This is a genomic window from Streptomyces sp. NPDC042371, from assembly GCF_056437465.1.
The window spans coordinates 119,372-138,982 of sequence record NZ_JBWKAP010000012.1 but is presented as its reverse complement, the minus strand read 5'-3'; the positions used below and the strand labels follow the sequence as shown (position 1 = coordinate 138,982).

Annotated in this window: 17 protein-coding genes; 9 read left to right on the top strand and 8 right to left on the bottom strand. The window is 70.8% G+C overall.

Going from position 1 to position 19,611, the window contains the following annotated elements; translation table 11 throughout:
- The first annotated feature begins 21 nt into the window (after positions 1 to 21).
- Positions 22 to 1,653, top strand: a complete 1,632-nt coding sequence (locus AC068B_RS32045; RefSeq protein WP_478675035.1) for an extracellular solute-binding protein — start codon at positions 22 to 24, stop codon at positions 1,651 to 1,653.
- 12 nt (positions 1,654 to 1,665) lie between these two features.
- Here the strand turns inward: AC068B_RS32045 and AC068B_RS32040 are convergent, their stop codons facing one another.
- The gene (locus tag AC068B_RS32040; RefSeq protein WP_478675034.1) at positions 1,666 to 3,099 is read right to left on the bottom strand and encodes an amino acid permease; all 1,434 of its coding nucleotides are present in this window, start codon (positions 3,097 to 3,099) and stop codon (positions 1,666 to 1,668) included.
- Between the two features lie 178 nt (positions 3,100 to 3,277).
- A complete protein-coding gene (locus AC068B_RS32035) occupies positions 3,278 to 3,739 on the bottom strand; it encodes a universal stress protein (RefSeq protein WP_468565167.1) in 462 nt (153 codons plus the stop codon).
- Positions 3,740 to 3,850: 111 nt separating this feature from the next.
- Here AC068B_RS32035 and lysX point away from each other — a divergent pair, with 111 nt between their 5' ends.
- The gene (gene lysX / locus AC068B_RS32030; RefSeq protein WP_478675033.1) at positions 3,851 to 7,135 is read left to right on the top strand and encodes a bifunctional lysylphosphatidylglycerol synthetase/lysine--tRNA ligase LysX; all 3,285 of its coding nucleotides are present in this window, start codon (positions 3,851 to 3,853) and stop codon (positions 7,133 to 7,135) included.
- 88 nt (positions 7,136 to 7,223) lie between these two features.
- Positions 7,224 to 8,069 carry a polysaccharide deacetylase family protein gene (locus AC068B_RS32025; protein WP_478675032.1) on the top strand — a complete coding sequence of 282 codons (846 nt, stop codon included), beginning with the start codon at positions 7,224 to 7,226 and terminating at the stop codon, positions 8,067 to 8,069.
- A gap of 44 nt (positions 8,070 to 8,113) precedes the next feature.
- Here AC068B_RS32025 and AC068B_RS32020 read toward each other — a convergent pair whose 3' ends face one another.
- Positions 8,114 to 8,803 (bottom strand): class F sortase, encoded by a 690-nt coding sequence (locus tag AC068B_RS32020; RefSeq protein WP_478675031.1) that lies wholly within the window; start codon positions 8,801 to 8,803, stop codon positions 8,114 to 8,116.
- 348 nt (positions 8,804 to 9,151) lie between these two features.
- Here AC068B_RS32020 and AC068B_RS32015 point away from each other — a divergent pair, with 348 nt between their 5' ends.
- On the top strand, positions 9,152 to 9,643 hold the full coding sequence (locus tag AC068B_RS32015; protein WP_478675030.1) for a hypothetical protein: 492 nt from the start codon (positions 9,152 to 9,154) through the stop codon (positions 9,641 to 9,643).
- Between the two features lie 130 nt (positions 9,644 to 9,773).
- Here AC068B_RS32015 and AC068B_RS32010 read toward each other — a convergent pair whose 3' ends face one another.
- From AC068B_RS32010 to AC068B_RS32000, 3 genes are all read right to left on the bottom strand, one after another.
- Complete coding sequence (locus AC068B_RS32010) at positions 9,774 to 10,298, bottom strand: hypothetical protein (RefSeq protein ID WP_478675029.1); 525 nt, start codon at positions 10,296 to 10,298, stop codon at positions 9,774 to 9,776.
- A gap of 190 nt (positions 10,299 to 10,488) precedes the next feature.
- Positions 10,489 to 11,793, bottom strand: coding sequence for an alpha/beta hydrolase (locus AC068B_RS32005; RefSeq protein WP_478675028.1), 1,305 nt, complete (start codon positions 11,791 to 11,793; stop codon positions 10,489 to 10,491).
- Between the two features lie 90 nt (positions 11,794 to 11,883).
- On the bottom strand, positions 11,884 to 12,096 hold the full coding sequence (locus AC068B_RS32000; RefSeq protein WP_478675027.1) for a hypothetical protein: 213 nt from the start codon (positions 12,094 to 12,096) through the stop codon (positions 11,884 to 11,886).
- A gap of 172 nt (positions 12,097 to 12,268) precedes the next feature.
- On the opposite strand from AC068B_RS32000, the gene AC068B_RS31995 reads away from it, so the two are divergent.
- Positions 12,269 to 13,030 (top strand): polyprenol monophosphomannose synthase, encoded by a 762-nt coding sequence (locus AC068B_RS31995; protein ID WP_478675026.1) that lies wholly within the window; start codon positions 12,269 to 12,271, stop codon positions 13,028 to 13,030.
- A gap of 31 nt (positions 13,031 to 13,061) precedes the next feature.
- Here the strand turns inward: AC068B_RS31995 and AC068B_RS31990 are convergent, their stop codons facing one another.
- Positions 13,062 to 13,826 (bottom strand): bestrophin-like domain, encoded by a 765-nt coding sequence (locus AC068B_RS31990; protein WP_478675025.1) that lies wholly within the window; start codon positions 13,824 to 13,826, stop codon positions 13,062 to 13,064.
- Positions 13,827 to 13,841: 15 nt separating this feature from the next.
- The gene (locus AC068B_RS31985) at positions 13,842 to 14,363 is read right to left on the bottom strand and encodes a hypothetical protein (protein WP_478675024.1); all 522 of its coding nucleotides are present in this window, start codon (positions 14,361 to 14,363) and stop codon (positions 13,842 to 13,844) included.
- A 314-nt stretch (positions 14,364 to 14,677) separates the two neighbouring features.
- Here AC068B_RS31985 and AC068B_RS31980 point away from each other — a divergent pair, with 314 nt between their 5' ends.
- From AC068B_RS31980 to AC068B_RS31965, 4 genes are all read left to right on the top strand, one after another.
- Positions 14,678 to 15,658, top strand: coding sequence for an SCO0930 family lipoprotein (locus AC068B_RS31980; protein ID WP_478675023.1), 981 nt, complete (start codon positions 14,678 to 14,680; stop codon positions 15,656 to 15,658).
- 214 nt (positions 15,659 to 15,872) lie between these two features.
- The gene (locus tag AC068B_RS31975) at positions 15,873 to 16,685 is read left to right on the top strand and encodes an SAM-dependent methyltransferase (protein WP_478675022.1); all 813 of its coding nucleotides are present in this window, start codon (positions 15,873 to 15,875) and stop codon (positions 16,683 to 16,685) included.
- Entirely contained in the window at positions 16,682 to 18,817 is a 2,136-nt protein-coding gene (locus tag AC068B_RS31970) for a putative bifunctional diguanylate cyclase/phosphodiesterase (protein WP_356267350.1), read from the top strand. Before AC068B_RS31975 ends, AC068B_RS31970 begins: the two co-directional genes overlap by 4 nt.
- 49 nt (positions 18,818 to 18,866) lie before the next feature.
- Entirely contained in the window at positions 18,867 to 19,610 is a 744-nt protein-coding gene (locus AC068B_RS31965; RefSeq protein ID WP_478675021.1) for a VOC family protein, read from the top strand.
- Position 19,611: the final 1 nt, after the last annotated feature.

Sequence of the window (19,611 nt, the reverse complement as noted above, 5' to 3'; positions counted from 1 at the left end):
GCGGAGATTCCCATGCCTGGCATGTCCCGACGCACCTTCCTCAGCCTCTCCACCTCCGTCGCCGCGGGCGCGGCCGTCACCTCCCTGGCGGGCTGCGGCTCCGGCACGAAGAAGACGGGCGAGGCGGCGTCGTCGAAGGTGAAGCTGCCCTCCCACATCCCCTTCACCAAGATCAAGCCCGACCTCGCCCCCAACGCGAAGGGCCTCTCGGCAGGCTTCCTCTCCTACCCGAAGGACCTGGTCCGCAGCGTCGCGAAGACCCCCGGCGACGGCTCGGGCATCACCATGCTCACGGAGATCTGGACCCAGCCGCCGACCCCCAAGGGCTCGAACGCGTACTGGGGCAAGCTCAACAAGGAACTCGGCGTCGACCTCACCGCCATCCTCGGCACCGACCCCGGCTACGAGGAGAAGTTCTCCGCGACCATCGCGGGCGGCGACCTGCCCGACCTCCTGTGGATACCGCCGAACCAGGGCATCCAGCACGTCGCCGAACTCCTGGAGGCCAAGTGCGCCGACATCACGGAGTACGTATCCGGTGACGCGGTGAAGAAGTACCCGAACCTCGCCGCGATGACCCCCGCGCACTGGAAGACGGCGGTCGTCAACGGCAAGATCTGGGGCGCGCCCGTCCCCTACCCGGCGTTCGGCCAGGTCTACGCGGGCAACCCGAAGGTCTGGGAGAAGGCGGACGGCATCGCGTCGAGCAGCCCCGAGGAGTTCCTCGCCAAGTGCAAGGAGGTCACCGGCGGCAAGACCTGGGCCCTGGAGCCGATCTACGTCAACGCCGTCAGCGTGCTGAGCCAGTGCTTCGGCGCCCCCAACAAGTGGCGGCAGAACAAGGACGGTTCGCTGACCTGGTTCCAGGACACCGACGAGTACGAGGCGGCCCTCGACTTCGTCCTGAAGCTGAAGAAGGCGGGCGTCTTCTACCCCGGCAACCCCAAGATGGCCGACGCGTACATCAAGATGGCGCAGGGCACGATCGGCGCCACCGTGCACGCCAACCCCTACAACGCGCGCAAGGAGATCCGCGTCCAGGACCCCGCCATCGCGGCCGAGATCCTGCTCCCGTTCGCCGCGGGCGGCAAGCAGCCCAACCACCACTACCACCTGGGCACCATCGGCTACACCGCCATCAAGAAGGGCGACGAGAAGCGGGTGCGCATGCTCCTTCGCGTCCTCGACTACCTGGCCGCGCCGTTCGGCAGCAAGGAGCGCGAGTTCCTGGAGTACGGCACCGAGGGCGAGGACTTCACGTACGACAAGAACGGCTTCCCCGACCGGACCAAGCAGGGCAAGCAGCAGGTCGAGGGCCTCTTCAGTGGGCTGCAGACGTCGACGACCTCGCCCTTCGCCCTCATCGCGTCCAGCTTCCCGGGCGCGGACCGCGCCCAGGACGTGAAGGACGTCTACGCCGCCGAGCAGAAGCTCCTGGAGACCGCGATCCGCAACCCCACGGTCGGCCACTACTCGGACGCGTACACCCAGCACTACGGGCGCATGTCCACCGAGGCGACCGACCTGGTCAACGACATCGTCAGCGGGCGCAAGAAGATCGGCGAGTGGCGGCCGTTCTGGGCCGAGTGGAAGAACAAGGGCCTGGAGCAGATGGCCCGCGAGTACCAGAAGTCCATCGAACGGAGCTCCTGACCCGCCTCCGCCTCACGTCCCGGTGCTGCCCTGATCCGTCCTCGCCAGCTCCGACTTCCGGTACGAGTAGCCGAAGTACACGCCGAGGCCGATCACGAACCACACGGCGAACCGCACCCAGGTCTGCCACTCCAGGAAGGTGATCAGCCAGATGGAGAAGACCACCCCGATCGCGGGCACCACCGGCATGCCGGGACAGCGGAACGTGCGCGACAGCTCCGGCCGCTTGTAGCGCAGCACGATCACCGCGACACAGACCACGACGAACGCCAGCAGGATCCCGATGTTGGTCAGCTCGGCCGCCTCGCCGATCGGCAGGAAACCGGCGATGGCGGCCGAGGCGAACCCCACGATCCACGTCACGCGCGTCGGCACGTGCCGGGTCGGATGCGTCTTGGCGAACCACTTGGGAAGGAGGCCGTCCCGGCTCATCGAGAACCACACGCGCGTACAGCCGAGCATGAACGTGAACATCACGGTCAGGATGCCGATGATCGCGCCCACCGCGATGACGTCCGCAAGGCCGCCGAGCCCCACGGACTTGAACGCCGTGGAGAAGCCGCTCTCCGGGTCGACGTCCTTGTAGCTCTGCATGCCGGTGAGGACCAGGCACGCGAGGACGTACAGCACCATGGAGATGGCGAGGGAGTACAGGATCGCCTTCGGCATGTGGCGCTGGGCGTCCTTGGACTCCTCGGCGGCGGTGCTCATCGCGTCGTACCCGAAGACGGCGAAGAAGACGGTGGCCGCGCCCGTGAACGCGCCGCTGACCCCGTAGGGGAAGAACGGATCGTAGTTCCCGGTCTCGATGTGGAAGAAGCCGACCGCGATCACGACGAGGACCACGATGACCTTCAGGACGACCACGATCATCTCGAAGCGCGCGGCGTTCTTGATGCCGAGCGTGAGCAGGTACGCGATGAACAGGCACAGCACCGCGGCGAACAGGTCGACCTTGTGGCCGTCACCGGTGCCGGGCGCGCCCATCATCCAGTTCGGCAGCTCGGCTCCCATCTCCTCGACCAGGAAGCCGAAGTAGCCGGAGATGCCGATCGCGACCACGGCGACGATCGCGGTGTACTCCAGGAGCAGGTCCCAGCCGATGAACCAGCCTGTCAGCTCGCCGAGCACCACATAGCCGTAGGTGTACGCCGACCCGGCCTTCGGGATCATGCCTGCGAACTCGGCGTACGAGAAGGCGGCGGCCGCGCTCGCGACACCCGCGATCAGGAAGGAGACCAGCACCGCGGGCCCCGCCGTGCCGTTGGCGACGGCCCCGGCGAGGCTGAAGATTCCGGCGCCGATGATGCCACCGACGCCGATCGCGGTGAGCTGCCAGAGCCCGAGGGACTTGGCGAGCCCGCCGCCCGCCCCCGCCTCTGTCTCCTCGATCTGCTCGATGGGCTTGCGGCGCAGTACGCCCTGTCCCATCCGTAGTCCCGACATGAGCTCCACCTCTTCGCAGACGGCCGTCGGCTGATGGCGGATCATGATGGCCCAGGCCGGGCCGCGACGGAAGACGCCACACGCGGGGTGTGCGCAGGGCTGCCGCGGCGGGAGCCATTCAGGTCACATCAGGTCACGTCGGGGCACGTCACGTCGGTTCACGGCGCGTCACGTCGGCTCACGGCACCACCGTGACCGGCCACCGGCCCGCCTTCACCAGACGTACGGCGACCGACCCCACGATGCGGTGACCGGCCTGCTCGGAGGCGCCGACGACCACGGCGTCGGCCTTCAGGTCGTCGGCGGCGGTGACGAGACCGGTGTAGGGGTCGCCACGGAAGGTGTGGAACTCCCAGCGGACATCGAATATGCCCTTCACCCGCTCGGTCGCGGCCCGGATCTCCGCGATCAGCCCCTCGGCGATCTCGTCGGTGGTCTCGGCGACCGGGACGCCGAACGCGGCGCCCGCCGCCATCACCGGCTGGATGTACACGACGGCGAGCAGCGCCCGCTGTCGCCGGGCCAGGCCCCCGGCATATGCCGCCGCTCTGAGCGAGGAATCGGAGCCGTCGACTCCGGCGACGATCACCTTGGGCCCGTCGGTGCCGCGTTCGAACTGTTGGGACTGGTCTTCACTCACGCCGAGAGATTAGCGGAGGCACTGCTACCGCCTGTGTTCCGGGCCGCCGCCCTGCCCCGCCCCGCCCCTCTCGACGCGCGCGACGGCGCGGCTCTTCCTAGAGTCGTGCTCATGACGGTCAGCACGGAGGAGCCCGAGGCCAGAGGACCGATACGGAGCCGAGGCGGCTTCCTCGGACGCGTCCCGGAGGGGTTCGCCGCCTTCTTCGGCACGCTCGGCATCTTCTGCGCGGTCCTCGCGGTCATCTCCCCGCTCCGCCGCCTCCTCATGCCCGTCATCCGCGTCCTCGACCTCCTCACGGTCCCGGTCAGCGCGAACCTCGCGTACGCCGTCTTCCTCTTCCTGCTCGCCGCCGCGACCGCCGCCCGCAAGAAGGTCGCCTGGTGGCTCGTCGTCAGCTATCTGGGGCTGCTCCTCGCCTTCGACGTGCTCGGCGCCGCCCTCGGCTTCTGGGCGGATTCGCTGCCCTCCTTCATCATCTGCGGCATCGCCTTCGTGCTGCTGATCCTGGCCCGCAAGGAGTTCTCCGCGGACTCCCGGCGCGGGGCCGTCTGGCGGGCCGTCGCGGTCCTCGCCGCCGGACTCGGCGTCGCGATCCTGGTCGGCTGGGGCCTGGTGGAGCTGTTCCCCGGCACGCTGGTGCGCGGCGAGCGTCTGCTCTGGGCGGCGAACCGGGTCTGCGGCGGGCTGATCCACGGCCACGACTACTTCGACGGCACGCCGCCGCGCGGCCTCTACTTCTGGCTCGGCCTGTTCGGTGCCCTCGCCCTGCTCAACGCCGCCGCCACGCTCTTCCGCTCCCAGCGCATGGAAGCGGCCCTGCACGGCGACGAGGAACCCCGCATCCGCGCCCTCCTCGGGGCCTACGGCGAGCAGGACTCGCTCGGCTACTTCGCGACCCGGCGCGACAAGGCCGTCGTCTTCTCACCGAGCGGCAAGGCCGCCGTCACCTACCGCGTCGAGGCAGGTGTCTGCCTGGCCAGCGGCGACCCCGTCGGCGACCGCGAGGCCTGGCCGCACGCGATCGGCGCCTGGCAGGACGTGGCAAGGCAGTACGCCTGGGCCCCCGCCGTGATGGGCGCGTCCGAGGACGGCGCGACCGCGTACGCCCGCGCCGGGCTCGGCGCGCTGCAACTCGGCGACGAGGCGATCCTGCACGTCGCCGACTTCGACCTGGACGGCCGCGACATGCGCGTCACCCGCCAGGCCGTGAACCGCGTCCGCCGCACCGGCGCCACCACCCGCATCCGCCGCCACTCCACCCTCACCGACGAGGAGATGGAGGAGATCGTCGACAAGGCCGACGCCTGGCGGGACACCGAGACCGAGCGGGGGTTCTCCATGGCCCTCGACCGCCTAGGCGACCCCGAGGACGGCGACTGCCTCCTCGTCGAGGCCCTGGACGCCGACGGCAAGCTCCTCGCCCTGCTCTCCCTCGTCCCCTGGGGCAAGGACGGCATCTCCCTTGACCTGATGCGCCGCGACCGCACCGCACCGAACGGCGTCATGGAGTTCATGGTCGCCGAACTGTGCGCCGCCGCGCCCCGTTCCGGGGTGCGCCGCATCTCCCTGAACTTCGCGGTGTTCCGCTCGGTCTTCGAGGAGGGCGGCCGCATCGGCGCGGGCCCGGTGCTGCGCCTGTGGCGCAAGCTGCTGCTCTTCTTCTCCAAGTGGTGGCAGCTGGAGGCGCTCTACCGCTCCAACGCCAAGTACCACCCCGAGTGGTACCCGCGGTTCATCTGTTACGGCGACAGCGGCGCCCTTGCCCGCATCAGCCTGGCGTCCGGCATCGCCGAGGGCTTCGTCTCCGTGCCCTCCCTGCGCAAGCTCTGGGGCAAGGGCCACAAGCCCCGGGGCGTCACCCAGCCCGCGACCACCGAGGGCCTCCCGCCGATCGCCGCGCTCGGCCTCGCGGGCCGGGACGCCGACGCCGACGAGGACCCCACGTCGAAGCTCCCGGAACAGATCCGCATCCGGCACCGCAAGCTCGACCGCCTGCGCGCGGCGGGCGTCGACCCCTATCCGGTGGGCCTGGCCCCGCGCACCCACGAACTCTCCGCGATCAACAGGGAGATGACGGGCACCCAGGTCACGGTCGCGGGCCGCGTCATGCTCGTACGCGACTTCGGCGGCGTCGTCTTCGCCGTGCTCCGCGACTGGTCGGGCGACCTGCAGCTCGCCCTCACCCGGGACGTCTCGGGCCCCGACGTCCTGGACCGCTTCACCACCGGCACCGACATCGGCGACCACATCACCGCGAGCGGCACGGTCGGCACCAGCGACCGGGGCGAGCTCACCGTCTTCGTCACCGACTGGCTGCTCACCGGCAAGTGCCTGCGCCCGCTGCCCGACAAGCGCCGCGGCCTCACCGACCCCGAGGCCAAGGTCCGCCGGCGCTACCTCGACCTGGTCGCGAGCCCCGGCGCCCGCGACGTGGTCCGGGCCCGCTCCACCGCAGTGCAGGCGCTGCGACAGGGCCTGCTCGACCGCGGCTACCTGGAGGTCGAGACCCCGATGCTCCAGCAGATCCACGGCGGCGCCAACGCACGGCCCTTCACCACCCACATCAACGCCTACGACCTCGACCTGTATCTGCGCATCGCCCCCGAGCTGTATCTGAAGCGGCTCTGCGTCGGCGGCATGGAGAAGGTCTTCGAGATGGGCCGCACCTTCCGCAACGAAGGCGTCTCCTACAAGCACAACCCCGAGTTCACGATGCTGGAGGCCTACCAGGCCTTCGCCGACTACGACGTGATGCTCGACCTCACCCGCGAACTCATCCAGGGCGCCGCGACCGCGGCCTTCGGCAGGGCGGTGGCGTACAAGGACGGCGTCGAGCACGACATCTCCGGGCCCTGGCCGGTCAAGACGGTGTACGGCGCGATATCCGAGGCGCTGGGCGAGGAGATCGACGCGGACACCCCGGTGGAGGGCCTGCACCGGCTGTGCGACCGGGCCGTCGTGCCGTACACGACGGAGGACGGCCGCGGCGATGTCGTCCTGGAGATGTACGAGCGGCTCGTCGAGGAGAAGACGAAGCTGCCCACCTTCTACAAGGACTTCCCGACCGACGTCTCCCCGCTCACCCGCCAGCACCGCACCGACCCGCGCCTCGCCGAACGCTGGGACCTCGTCGCCTTCGGTACCGAACTGGGCACGGCCTACTCGGAGTTGACGGACCCGGTGGAGCAGCGCCGCCGCCTCACCGCGCAATCGCTGCTGGCCGCAGGGGGAGACCCCGAAGCCATGGAGATCGACGAGGACTTCCTCGACGCCCTGGAGTACGCGATGCCGCCCACCGGAGGCCTCGGCATCGGAGTCGACCGGCTCGTCATGTTCCTCACCGGCCTGACGATCCGGGAGACCCTGCCCTTCCCCCTCGTCCGCCGAGTCTGACGGAACCGCCGCGTCTGATCGGGTGCTTTCGGGGGCCGCCCCAGTGTTGCTGTTCCGCGCTGGCCTTCCGCCATGCGACGGATTAGTCATGAAAGATGATCAGCTGACTCCAGGGCGGCGGGTCCTGCTCCGCGCCGCGGCGGTCCTCGGCCTGGCCACGACCGGGGCGTGCGCGGCAACGGAGCCGCCGTCCGCCCCCGCCCCCTCCGCCTCGGCGGGCGCACCCGCCGGGGGCCCGCCCGCCGCACGGGCCCTCAAGCCCTCCGCGTACCGCCTGCAACCCATCGCGGGATACGGCCCGCAGCGCGCCAAGCGGGCCCTGCCCCACGTGCGCAAGGCGCCGATCCTGCGCATGCCGGGCCGCGACCGGTCGATGGTGCTGACCTTCGACGACGGGCCCGACCCGCGCTACACCCCGCGCATCCTGCGGACGCTGCGCAAGCACGACGTCCGCGCGATGTTCTTCGTCTGCGGCGAGATGGCCGTCGACAACGCGGACCTGCTGCGCGAGATGGCCGACGACGGGCATCTGATCGGCAACCACACCTGGAGCCACCCGCTGCTGCCCCGCCTGGGCAGAGGAGTGATGCGCGAGCAGATCGAGCGCACCTGCGACGTCATCGAGGAGGCCACCGGCGAGCCCCCCGCGTGGTTCAGGGCCCCGTACGGCGCGTGGAACCGCAACGCCTTCCAGCTGGGCGCCGAGCTGGGCATGGAGCCGCTCGCCTGGACCGTCGACACCCTCGACTGGACCGAGCCCGGCGCGGCCACCATCGTGCGGCGCGTCCGCGCGGGCGCCGGACCCGGCGTCGTGGTGCTCTCGCACGACGCGGGCGGCAACCGCTCGGGCAGCGTCGAGGCGCTGCACACGTATCTGCCGGAGCTGCTGGACTCCGGCTACCGCCTCACCGTGCCGAGCCGCTACATGTTCTGAGCGCCGCCGTCCCGTGCGCCCCGCCCGTCCGGTCCCCGTCGCACTCAGCGCACGTCGACCAGACGGGCGAACACCACGACGTTCCCGTCGTATCCGGACTGCTTGGAGAAACCGCCGCCGCAGGTGATGACCCGCAATTCGGGAGTTCCGCTGTTTCCGTAGACCCGCTTGCCGGGGAAATTGCTCTTCTCGAACACTTCGATGCCGTAGATCTTGAAAATCGCCGTCTTTCTGTCCGCGCGCTTGATCTCGATGTGGTTCCCCTTCTTCAGCGAACCGAGGCCGTAGAAGACGGCGGGGCCCTGCTGGTTGTCCACATGGCCGACCACCACGGCCGTGCCCTTCTCGCCGGGCGAGACGGCGCCGGTGAACCAGCCCGCGAGATTCGGGTCCTCGGGCGGCGGTGCATCCACCCAGCCCTCGGCGTCCAGTCCCACCTGCATGACGGGGGCGTCCACGCGGATGCCCTTGATGCGCACGCGCTGGGCCGGTGAGAACGTGAGCGGCACCGGGGCGGCGGCTCCCGAGTCGGGCGCACGGTCCGCGGCCGCGGCGGACGCGGGCTGCGGCGGGCCCACGTCGAATTCCCCGGAACCATTGCGGATCAGCGCGAGTCCGGTCAGCAGGACAAGCGCCATGACGCCCCATGGGGCGCGCTTCCTCTGCTTCTCCTCCTCCTGGAGATCCGGGTGGTCCTGGAATTCGAAATCGTCGGCCGGATGGGACGAAGGCATGCTCTATCCCCTCTCGAACGCGGCAGAGAGCCGTGTCCGTTGCGCGTACCGAAACGCTAAGCGCGGGGCGCGCGGCGTGCGAAAGGGCGGGAGCGAACGGGTGGCGGGGAGGCAGGGGTGCGCCATCCGAGTCGCGCCGGACAGGAAATTTCTGACGGTCCGTGACCTGCGGCGATGTCAGGTTGCGCGGACGCGCCTCGGCGTGTCGTCTCACCAGGACGGCGGATCGCCGAAATGCGGGCCCGTGCACGGCATCTGAGGGTCAGTCTGGGAGGCGCTCTCGCCGATCGACCGGGGACGGTATCCCCGGGGCGTCTTCCGCGGAGGATTGCCATGCGTACTTCCCGTATGCGGACCACACGTGCCCTCGCGGTCGCCGCCGCGGCCGTCGGGGTCGTCGGGCTCGCCGCCCCGGCCGCGTCCGCCTGGGCCGACCCGACCAACATCGTGGCGATGCCCAGTGTGATTCCGAGAGGGGGGCATCTGACGGTCACCGTCGACGGGTCCTCCTGCCAGTCGGGCGGCAAGGTCACGTCGCCCGCCTTCCCGGACACGCCCCTGCAGGCCATCCCGGGCGGCACGACCGCGAGCGGCACCGCGGTCGTCCACCAGCACGCCAACCCCGGCGCCTACGACATCACCGCCCACTGCGGCGGCAAGACGCTGGTCCGCCCGGCCGCCTTCACCGTCATCCACGGCGGTGTGCGCGGTGGCGTCGGCAGTACCGCGAACGCGGGTGCGACCGGGACCGACATGGCGATCGGCGGCGCCCTGGTCACCGCCGCGCTGCTCGGTGGCGGCGTCTTCTGGATGCGCCGCCGCTCCGAGAACAGGGTCTGACCCCGCGGTCGGGCCGGTGCGACCCCCTTCCGCCCCGCCCCCGGCACCGCCCTGCTCGCACGGCAGGTGAACAGCGCTTCGCCCCCGGGACCTGGAGACGTCCCGGGGGCGAGGCGCTGCCCGGCGGAGATCAGGAGTTGTCCTCGCCGGTGCGGCGGCGGGTCTTGTAGTACGCGGCGCCCAGCGTGCCCAGGATCAGGGCGCTGCCGAGGGCGATCTCGTGCAGGTCGAAGCCGCCGAGGCTGCCGCCGATACCGGCCTTGACGCCCTTGTGGTGCGCGTTGTTGTCGGGGCGCCCGGTGGCGATGGTCAGGTCCGTCTTGTCGCTGCCCGGGTTGCTGCCGTTGCAGGTGAACGTCACCTCGTACATCGCGCCGGGCTTCGCGTCCCAGAACACCTGGGCGGTGGCGGACTTCTGGCCCTTGGGGATGGTGGTGTCGTCGAAGACGCCCGAGGTGACCTTGGTGTCGCCGTCGTCGCACCCGTCGACGTTGAGGGTGACCTGGCCGCCCGCGGCGATCGTCTTGGGGGAGACGCTGAAGCCGAACGCGGTGACGTTCTCCTCGTCCACGGCGGCTGCGGACGCGGTCGGCGCGGTGAGGGCCAGTGCGGAAGCGGTGAGCAGAGCGGCCGAAGCAACGCGTATCGCGCGCATGGTGAATCCTCCGGGTCTCCGAGGAGCAGCTGCGGACCTTCTTCCGCTGGCGCCTGAAATGCACCTCGATGCCCAGAACGCTAGGTACGGCCCCGGGGTGCCGCGATCTGTGTCGCGCGAACGGGGCAATCGTGTGGGCCGGTCGGGCGAACCGGGCGGCGCGGCGTCACCGTCGGCGTCCGGGGATGTGTCAGGGCGTCAGGCCGATGCGGGACGCCAGCCACGGGAGCTGCTTCTCCAGACCGGGGCGCCACACCTGCCAGCTGTGCCCGCCGGGCAGCTCGACGAGCTCGGCCTTCATCGCGGCCTTCTTCGCCGCCGCGTACACCGTGAGCGCCTGCGGGCGGTACGTCGAGTCGTCGGTCCCCGCGACGAAGGTCCCTGCGGTGTCAGGGAACTTCTTCCGCGCCATCACGTCCATCGGATTGACCTTCTCGAACGCCGCCTCGTCGCCGCCGAACGCCGCGTCCACGGTCTTCTTGCGGCTCCCGAGGGTCGGCTCGTCCTGGCCGGAGATGTCGAGGAAGGTGCCGTAGCGCTGCGGCGCGTTCACCGCCATCTGCAGGGCGCACGTGCCGCCGTTGGAGAGCCCGGAGACCGCCCAGTGCGCCCGGTTCCCGGCCGTCTGCAGATGGTCGGCCGCCCAGGCGGGGACGTCGTCGGCGAGATACGTCTGCACCTTGCCGAGCCTGGAGTCCATGCACATCGGATTGTCGAACGAAGACCCCAGCGGATCCACCACCAGCACGATCGGCGCGAGCCCCGCGTGCCGTCCGGCGAACTCGTCCATCATGTCCGGCAGCTGACCCGAGGTGATCCAGTCCTGCGGCGCGCCGGGCTGTCCCGCCATCAGGACGAGCACGGGCAGCAGCGGGCGGGGCGAGGCGCGGTAGGCGGGCGGCAGATAGACGTACGCGTCGCGGGCCTTGAACCCAGACTTCGTGCCGGGGACCGAGGCGGTCGACACGGTGCCCTTGGCGGGCAGCCCGGCCGGTGCCTGCCAGACCTCCGACAGCGCCTTGCCCTCCGGCACGTCGAGCGTCGGCTCCTTCTTGCCCGTGGCGTCCTTGAGGCTGACGGTGTCCTGCGGGCCGAGCGCGGTCCGCAGGGTCGGATAGTTGTCGTAGTGGATGTTGACCTCGGAGAGGCCCAGCACGACGACGAGCGAACCCGCGAGCAGTGCGCCCGCGCGGCCGCGCCAGCGCAGCGTCGGCATCCGGAACAGCGCCAGGGACACCCCGAGGATCGCCACCCCGATCCACCCGACGACATCGCCGGGGAGCTTGTCGGGGAAGGGCTGCCACCAGTCGTCGACGGTGAGCTTGACCAGCAGGGTCAGGAGCGCCGCCGCGGCCACGGCCAGCGGGAGCAGGCGGGTCCACCAGCGGCGGTCGCGGGAGAAGAGGAGCGTGGCGATGGCCAGGCAGCCGAGGATCTGCACGACGAGCGGAACCGCCCCGTCGACCAGCGACCAGTCCAGCGGCCCGGCGGCCATCGGCACCCGCTCCACGCGCGTCCCCGTTCGGTTCGGTCCCGTCCCAAAACGATAGCAATTGGGATGAGGCCTGCAAATCGGGTCAATTGCTCAATCGCGTGTCCACACGTGCGGGCCGCCGCGCCACTCGACCAGATGCGGGTCGTCCAGCGCGATGTCGGCCTCGCCGAGCCCCGCCCGCCGCAGGAGATCCGTCAGCTCCCGGTCGCTGCGCGCGACGCCGACGTCCTGTCCGCGCACGGTGACCTGCCGTCCGCCGTCGGCGGCGGGCGGGTGGACGACGATCGGTGTTTGCCAGGCCATGGGACCAGAGTGCGCTGTCCGGCGGCACCGCGCAGCACGGTTCACGGCCAACGAGGGCGTAGATCTCCCCAACAGGCCCTCCGGAAGCGGACGTTGACGGCATTCCATGATCTCTGCCGTAGGGTGGGGCCGACCGCACGGAGCATCGCACGGGGGAATCAACGTGGAACAGGTGTCCGGAGCTGCCGACGCGCCCTCCCCGAAGGTCGTGGTCGTCGTCCCCACGTACAACGAACGGGAGAACCTGCCCCTCCTCATCGGCCTGCTCACGGCGCTCGGAATGCCGGACCTGCACGTCCTCGTGGTCGACGACGGCTCGCCCGACGGCACCGGCGCCCTCGCGGACCGGATCGCCGAGGAGTCCGGGGGAACCGTCACCGTTCTGCACCGGACGCAGAAGGACGGCCTCGGCCGTGCCTACGTCGCCGGAATGACCCGCGCCCTCGCCGACGGCGCGGACGTCGTCGTCCAGATGGACGCCGACCTCTCGCACCCGGCGAAGACCCTGCCGCTGATGGTGCGCACCCTGCTCGCGGGCGACGACGACCTGGCCGTCGTGCTCGGCTCGCGCTATGTGGCGGGCGGCGCGCTCGCCACCGAATGGGCCTGGCACCGCAGGGCACTCTCGGCTTGGGCGAACTTCTACGTCAACGCCGTCCTGCGGCTCGGCGTCAAGGACGCCACGGCCGGATATAAGGCGTGGCGCGCCGCCGCCCTCGAAGCGATCGACCTGCCCTCGGTCCGGAGTAACGGCTACTCCTTCCAGGTCGAGATGAACTACCGCACGATCCGCCGTGGCCTGCGCATCGTCGAGGTGCCGATCACCTTCGAGGAGCGCGTCAACGGCGAGTCGAAGCTCAGCCTGCGCGTGCAGGCCGAGTCGGCGATCACCCCGTGGAAGCTGCGGTTCGGCCGCCGGGGCGCGGGGAGCTGACGGCTCCCCGCGCCCCGACGGCGGACCGGGATCAGCCTCCGATGCCGGGGAACAGCGTGAGGAACGGGTCCGCTGTCACCGCGACGCCGCGGCTGTAGGGGGCGTCGAAGTCCCAGATGAGGAAGAGCAGGAAGGCGAAGAGGGCGGAGAACAGTCCGGCGAGGACGAGCTCACGCGGCGTACGGCGGATCTGCAGCGCGAAGATCATTCCGATGGTGACGAGCCCACCGACGATCAGCCCGAACCAGACCACGCCTGGCATCGTCGCGCCGAGACTGTCGGCGCGGGCGCTGCGCGCGTCTTCGGCCGCCGCCACCGAGTCGACCAGTGGCTGATACGCCTGTGCCTCGAAGTCCGACTTCGGTTCGTAGTCGGTCACGTCGTGACGCACGCGGGACAGGAGTTCCGTACCGCGGTCGGTGAGTTCCCCCTTGGACTTCATGGAGTCCCACTCCGTGCTGACGACATGGCTGACATAAGTGTGGACGTCGTCCCGAACGCGTTCCCTCACGTCCTCCGGATAGATGCGCACACGCTCCGAGACCTCGTGCAGCGCCTGGGCCTCGTTGCGGACGTGATCCTGGGCGCCGCCGCGGGCCTCCCAGGCACCCGCGATGGCCAGGCCCAACACGATGGCGTACACGACGCCGATCATCATCGTCATGTACTCGATGACGTCCGGGGTCTCGGACGAGTCGTAGTCCGCGCCGGTCCTGCGGTGCCGCAGGAGGGTCACGATGAGCACGACACCGCAAGCGGCCACCATCGCGAGGGTGAGAACAAGCCATTCCGACATGAAAACCTCCGGCGGTCAGCGCGGGCGGAGCGCGGCGACGGCGAGCACCGCGGGTGCCGTGATGAGCAGGGTGAGCGAGACGAGGGACGGGCCGTGGCGGGGCGGCTGCTTGCGGGGCGGGGCGTGGTACGCCGGATACGACACGGGCTTGGGGGCCTTCGGCTTCGGCGGGCGGGCGGAGGGTTCGGGCTTCGGCTCGGGCGCCGGTGCCGCGGCCCGCGTGGGCGGCGGAGGAGGCGGCGGGGGCGGCGTGGGCCGGACGGTCGGCTCGGGAGGCGCGGGGGCCGGGGGCGGCGGGGGCGGCTTCGGAGCGCGTGGCTTCGGGGGCGGAGGCGGTGGCTTCGGAGGTGGCGGTGGTGGCTTCGGGCGATGCGTGGGACCGGCGTGGCAGTCGGCGCCGTCGCCCGAGATGGCCACCGTGTCGCCACTCGTGGCGCCGCCCTGCTGGATCGACGCGTAGGCGCAGTCGTCGGCGGACGCCGAGCCGACGGCCGACGAGGCGCCGAGCAGCAGGGCCAGTGCGAGGAGCGCCAACACGCGTGTGACGAGGGGCGTTAAGGGTCGCGGAGTTCCGTGCACGACGGGGAGCATGAGCCGCGCGCGCGCCCGCCACGCCCGGCGTGCCGCCGAATGACCCGAAGGAAGGATCCGCACGCGACACGTGTTTGACACCTCGTGCCGTGCGCCCGCCCTGTGTTCGAACTGAGCCGCCGCGCACGACGACGGCACCACGCGTGCCGCAAAGAATCTTGTGCCGCGGTTGAACGGGTCGGCCGTGCCGACCCGTACCTAGGGCCATGTTGTGACGCAGACGGGCGCCACGACACCTCTGCGGACAGTGGGAGTCAACGATGCCGTATCCAAGTGGGGTTTCCCCCAGGGCCTGGCGGAGCGCCTCGCTGGTGGCGACAGCCGCGGCCCTGCTGGCGCTGACGACGGCGTGCGGCCAGGAGAAGGGCGATCAGTCCCCGAACGGCCAGAACGTGGGCAACGAAGCGCCGGCGAAGGGCGACGGCTACGGCGGGGACGATGGTTACGGAGCCGACTCCGACGCCGCGGACAAGGGCGCGGGAGGCAAGGCGAAGGCGGCCGGGCAACTCGCCGTGTGGGACAGCAAGAAGCTCGGGAAGGTCGTCACCGACAGCGCGGGCCGCACGCTCTACCGCTTCGACAAGGACACCGCCCAGCCGCCCAAGTCCAACTGCGACGCCGCCTGCCTGAAGGCATGGCCCGCCGTCGCCGCCGACGGTGCCAAGGCCGCCCCGGGCGTCGACGAGTCCCTGCTCGGCGAGGTCACCGCCGCCGACGGCACCAAGCAGCTGACCATCGACGGCTGGCCGATGTACCGGTACGCGCAGGACGCCGCAGCGGGCGACGCCAAGGGGCAGGGCGTGGGCGGCACTTGGTACGCCGCGGCCCCCGACGGCAAGAAGGCCGCGCCCGCCGCGGCCGACACCGCCCCCGTCGACCCCGCGGGCCTGTCCACCCGCAAGGACCCGAAGCTCGGCGAGATCGTCGTCGACAAGAACGGAATGACCGTCTACCGCTTCACGAAGGACTCCGCCTGGCCGATGAAGTCCGCCTGCACCGGTGCCTGCCTCGACAAGTGGCCCGTCGTGGCGCCCGTGGCCAAGAACGACACTCGAGGAATCCTCAAGAAGGGCTTCACCGTGTTCGACCGGCCGGACGGCAAGAAGCAGCAGACGATCGACTGCTGGCCGATGTACACCTTCTCCGGGGACGAGAAGCCCGGTGACACCAACGGGCAAGGCGTCGGCGGCACTTGGTACGCGGCGAGCCCGCAGGGCAAGCCGGTGGGTGCGCCCAAGTAGGCAGGCCCGACAGACGGACAGACCGGCCCGTCCCCTCCCATATCACATGGAGGGGGTGGGCCGGTTGACGGTGTGGGATAAGGCACTTGCCAAAGGCAGTGACCGAGAACGGACCGCCAATTTCCGTTTTGACTCGCTCCCTTGGCGGACGATCAGTAGCCTCACCCTCGAACACCGGATCGCCTGCGCCGTCCCCCTACGCCTTGGAGTCTTGATGGAGCGTCCCGCCTGGGCACCGCCCGGCATCGACCTCTCGATGCCCAGCGTGTCCCGCATCTACGACTACTACCTGGGCGGCTCGCACAACTTCGAGGTGGACCGGGAGGCGGCCCGCAAGGCGATGGAGTTCATGCCGGGGCTCCCGAAGATCATGCAGGCGAACCGTGCCTTCATGCGGCGGGCGGTGCACCACGCCGTCGGGGAGGGCGTCACCCAGTTCCTCGACATCGGCTCCGGCATCCCGACGTTCGGCAACGTCCACGAGGTGGCGCAGCAGGCCAGCCCCGACGCCGCCGTCGTCTATGTGGACCACGACCCGGTCGCCGTCGCGCACAGCCGCTCCGTGCTCGAAGGCACCGAGCGCACCGCGGCCGTCGCCGCGGACCTGCGCAAACCCCGGGACATTCTGGGCAGTCCGGAGGTCGCATCGGTCCTCGACATGGACCGCCCGGTGGCTCTTCTCCTCGTCGCCGTCCTGCATTTCGTCGAGGACGCGTACGATCCTTACGCGGCGGTCGCCGAACTGCGGGACGCACTCGCGCCCGGCAGCCTCGTCGTCCTCAGCCACGCCTCGTACGAAGGGATCCCCGTTCCCCCCGAACAAGCCGGCCGGACGGTCGGTGTATACAAGGACATCCGCAATCCACTGATCATGCGCTCGCGCGACCAGATCGCGCGGTTCTTCGAGGGATACGACATGGTGGAACCCGGCTTGGTGCCGATGCCGCACTGGCGGCCCGACACTGCGCCCGAGGAGGAGGATCCGTACTCCTTCTCGGGATTCGCGGGCGTGGGACGGAAGCGTTGAGCGGCGAGCAGGACGGACCCGAGGACAGACTTCGCCGGTTCGCCACCATCTGGAGCCGTGCGATCTTCCCCGTGACGGCCACCTCGCTGACCCGTCCCGAATTCGAACAGCAACTGGTGCCGCTCGCCAGGCGGTTGAACGACGCGCTGCAGGAGCGGATCTTCGACGCGGCGGAGAGCCAGGCCCTCGGCGCGGCGCTCATCGGCACGCACTGCACGGACCCCGAGGCGCTCAGTCGCACGCTCGACTGCGTCGACGCCTATCTGGTCCTGTACTGCGGAGGCGACGGACCGCGGGAAGAGCTGCGGGCCCGCTCCGCCCGGATCCAGCACGCCATGGCCGCGGGCTTCGCCCAGGCGCTGCGCGAGCGCACCCTCGCCGAGCAGGAGGCGATCTCCCGGGCCGCGTTGAGCGCGCGCAGCGCCGTCGCCGAGGCCCTGCACGCCAGTGAGGCACGCTTCCGTGCCGTCTTCCACGGCGCCGCCATCGGCATCGGCATCGCCGACCTCGACGGCACGGTCCTCGAAGTCAACGACGCGCTGATCCGCATGTTCGGCGGCCTGGAGAACCAGCTCCGCGGACGCAACGTGGGGGAGTGGACGCACCCCGACGACTCGCCCCACGTCTGGAAGCTCTACGAGGAGCTGGTGCGCGGCGAGCGCGAGCACTACCGCGTGGAGAAGGCCTTCTACCGCCCCGACGGAACGGTCCTGTGGACCAACCTGACCGTGTCGCTGCTGCGCGACGCGGACGGCGTGCCGCAGTACCAGCTGGCGCTGATGGAGGACACCACGGAGCGCCGCCTCCTCAACCTCCGTCTGCGGTACGAGGCCACCCACGACGCGCTCACCGGACTGCCCAACCGCACCCTGTTCTTCGAGCGCCTGGACAAGGCGCTCTCCGCGGGACAGAACGCCCGGTTCGGGCTCTGCTACCTCGACCTGGACGGCTTCAAGACCGTCAACGACAGCCTCGGGCACGCCGCGGGCGACCGGCTGCTCGTCGAGGTCGCCGACCGGCTGCAGTCCTGCGCGACCGCCCCCGGCGAGATGGTGGCCAGGCTCGGCGGCGACGAGTTCGTCGCGCTCACCACGGGACCCGACACCGAGACGGAGGTGGACGAGCTCGCGGGGCGCATCATGAACGCCCTGGCCAGCCCGGTCCGCGTCGACGGGCGCGAGCTGACCGTGCGCGGCAGCATCGGCATCGTCGAGGGCCCGGCCGGTGAGCGCGGCGCCGCGGAGGTCCTGCGCAGCGCCGACATCACGATGTACCGGGCCAAGTCCGCGGGCGGCAACCGCTACGAGCTCGCCGACCCCGAGGCCGACGCCCGCGCCATCACCCGGCACGGTCTGACCACCGCGCTGCCCGCCGCCCTGGAGCGCGGGGAGTTCTTCATCGAGTACCAGCCGCTCGTGCACCTCGGCGACGGCAGCGTGCGCGGCGCCGAGGCGCTGGTGCGCTGGCTGCACCCGCAGCACGGCACCATCGGCCCGGACCGCTTCATCCCGCTCGCTGAGCACACCGGCTTGATCGTGCCGCTCGGCCGCTGGGTCCTGGAGGAGTCCGTACGACAGGCCCGCCGCTGGGAGGCACGCCACGCCGAGGCGGGCCCGCTGCGCGTCAACGTGAACCTGTCGCCGATGCAGCTCACCCACCCGGGCCTGGTCTCCGACACGGTCGACATCCTGGAGCGCGAGGGCCTCGAGCCGGGCGCCCTGTGCCTGGAGGTCACGGAGTCCGCTCTGATAGGAGCCGACGACGACCTGCTCAAGCCGCTGCGCAGGCTCGCCGAGATGGGCGTGGACATCGCGCTGGACGACTTCGGCACGGGCTACTCCAACCTCGCCAATCTGCGCCGTCTGCCGGTGAGCGTGCTCAAGCTCGACCGCTCGTTCACCCAGGGCATGCAGCACTTCCCCGCCGACCCGGTCGACCTCAAGATCGTCGAGGGCATCGTCGCGCTCGCGCACAGCCTCGACCTCACGGTCACCGTCGAGGGCGTGGAGACGGGCGCGCAGGCGGACCAGCTGCGGGAGCTCGGCTGCGACACGGCGCAGGGCTGGTACTACGCGCGCCCCGGCCCGCCGGACCGGCTGCACGAACTGGCTCTCGCGGACGCGACGGGCTGAGCGGTGACAACACGACGGGCTGAGCGGTGACAACACGACGGGCCGAGCGGTGATCCGCTGGGCGTACGCGTTCGTCGACCGGCCGCGCGGCCACTTCGCGCAGGCGTGCGCCTTCTGGGCAACGGTCACCGGCACGCGCCTGTCCGAACCCCGCGGCGCGGACGGCGAGTTCGTGACGCTGCTGCCGCACGGCCGCGCCGACCCGTGTGTGAAGGCGCAGGCCGTGGCGGGGCCCGGCGGCGCGCACCTCGACCTCGCCGTGGACGACCTCGCCGTGACCGCGGGGGAGGCCCGTGCGCTCGGCGCCGCCGCGGTCTACGCGGAGGACGGCCTCGAAGTGCTGCGCTCACCCGGCGGCGTGCTGTTCTGCGTCGTGCCCTGGTCCGGCGAGAAGTCCCGCCCGGCGCCGGTCACCGCCCCCGACGGCGCGGTCAGCCGCCTCGACCAGCTGTGCCTGGACATCCCCCCGGAGTCGTACGACCGGGAGGTCGCCTTCTGGTCGCAGCTCACGGGCTGGGACTCCACGGTGGGCGCCCTCCCCGAGTTCCACCGCGTGACGCCGCCCGCGGACCTGCCGGTCCGCCTCCTCCTCCAGCGCCTGGCATCCTCGGGCCCCGTCGGCGCCCACCTCGACCTGGCCTGCTCGGACCCGGACGCGGTCCGCACCCGGCACGAGAGCCACGGCGCCGCCTTCGTGTCGCGCGGCGCGGCCTGGCTCGTGATGCGCGACCCGGCCGGTCTGACGTACTGCCTGACGGGCCGCGATCCGGAGACGGGCGGGCTGCCGTCGTAAC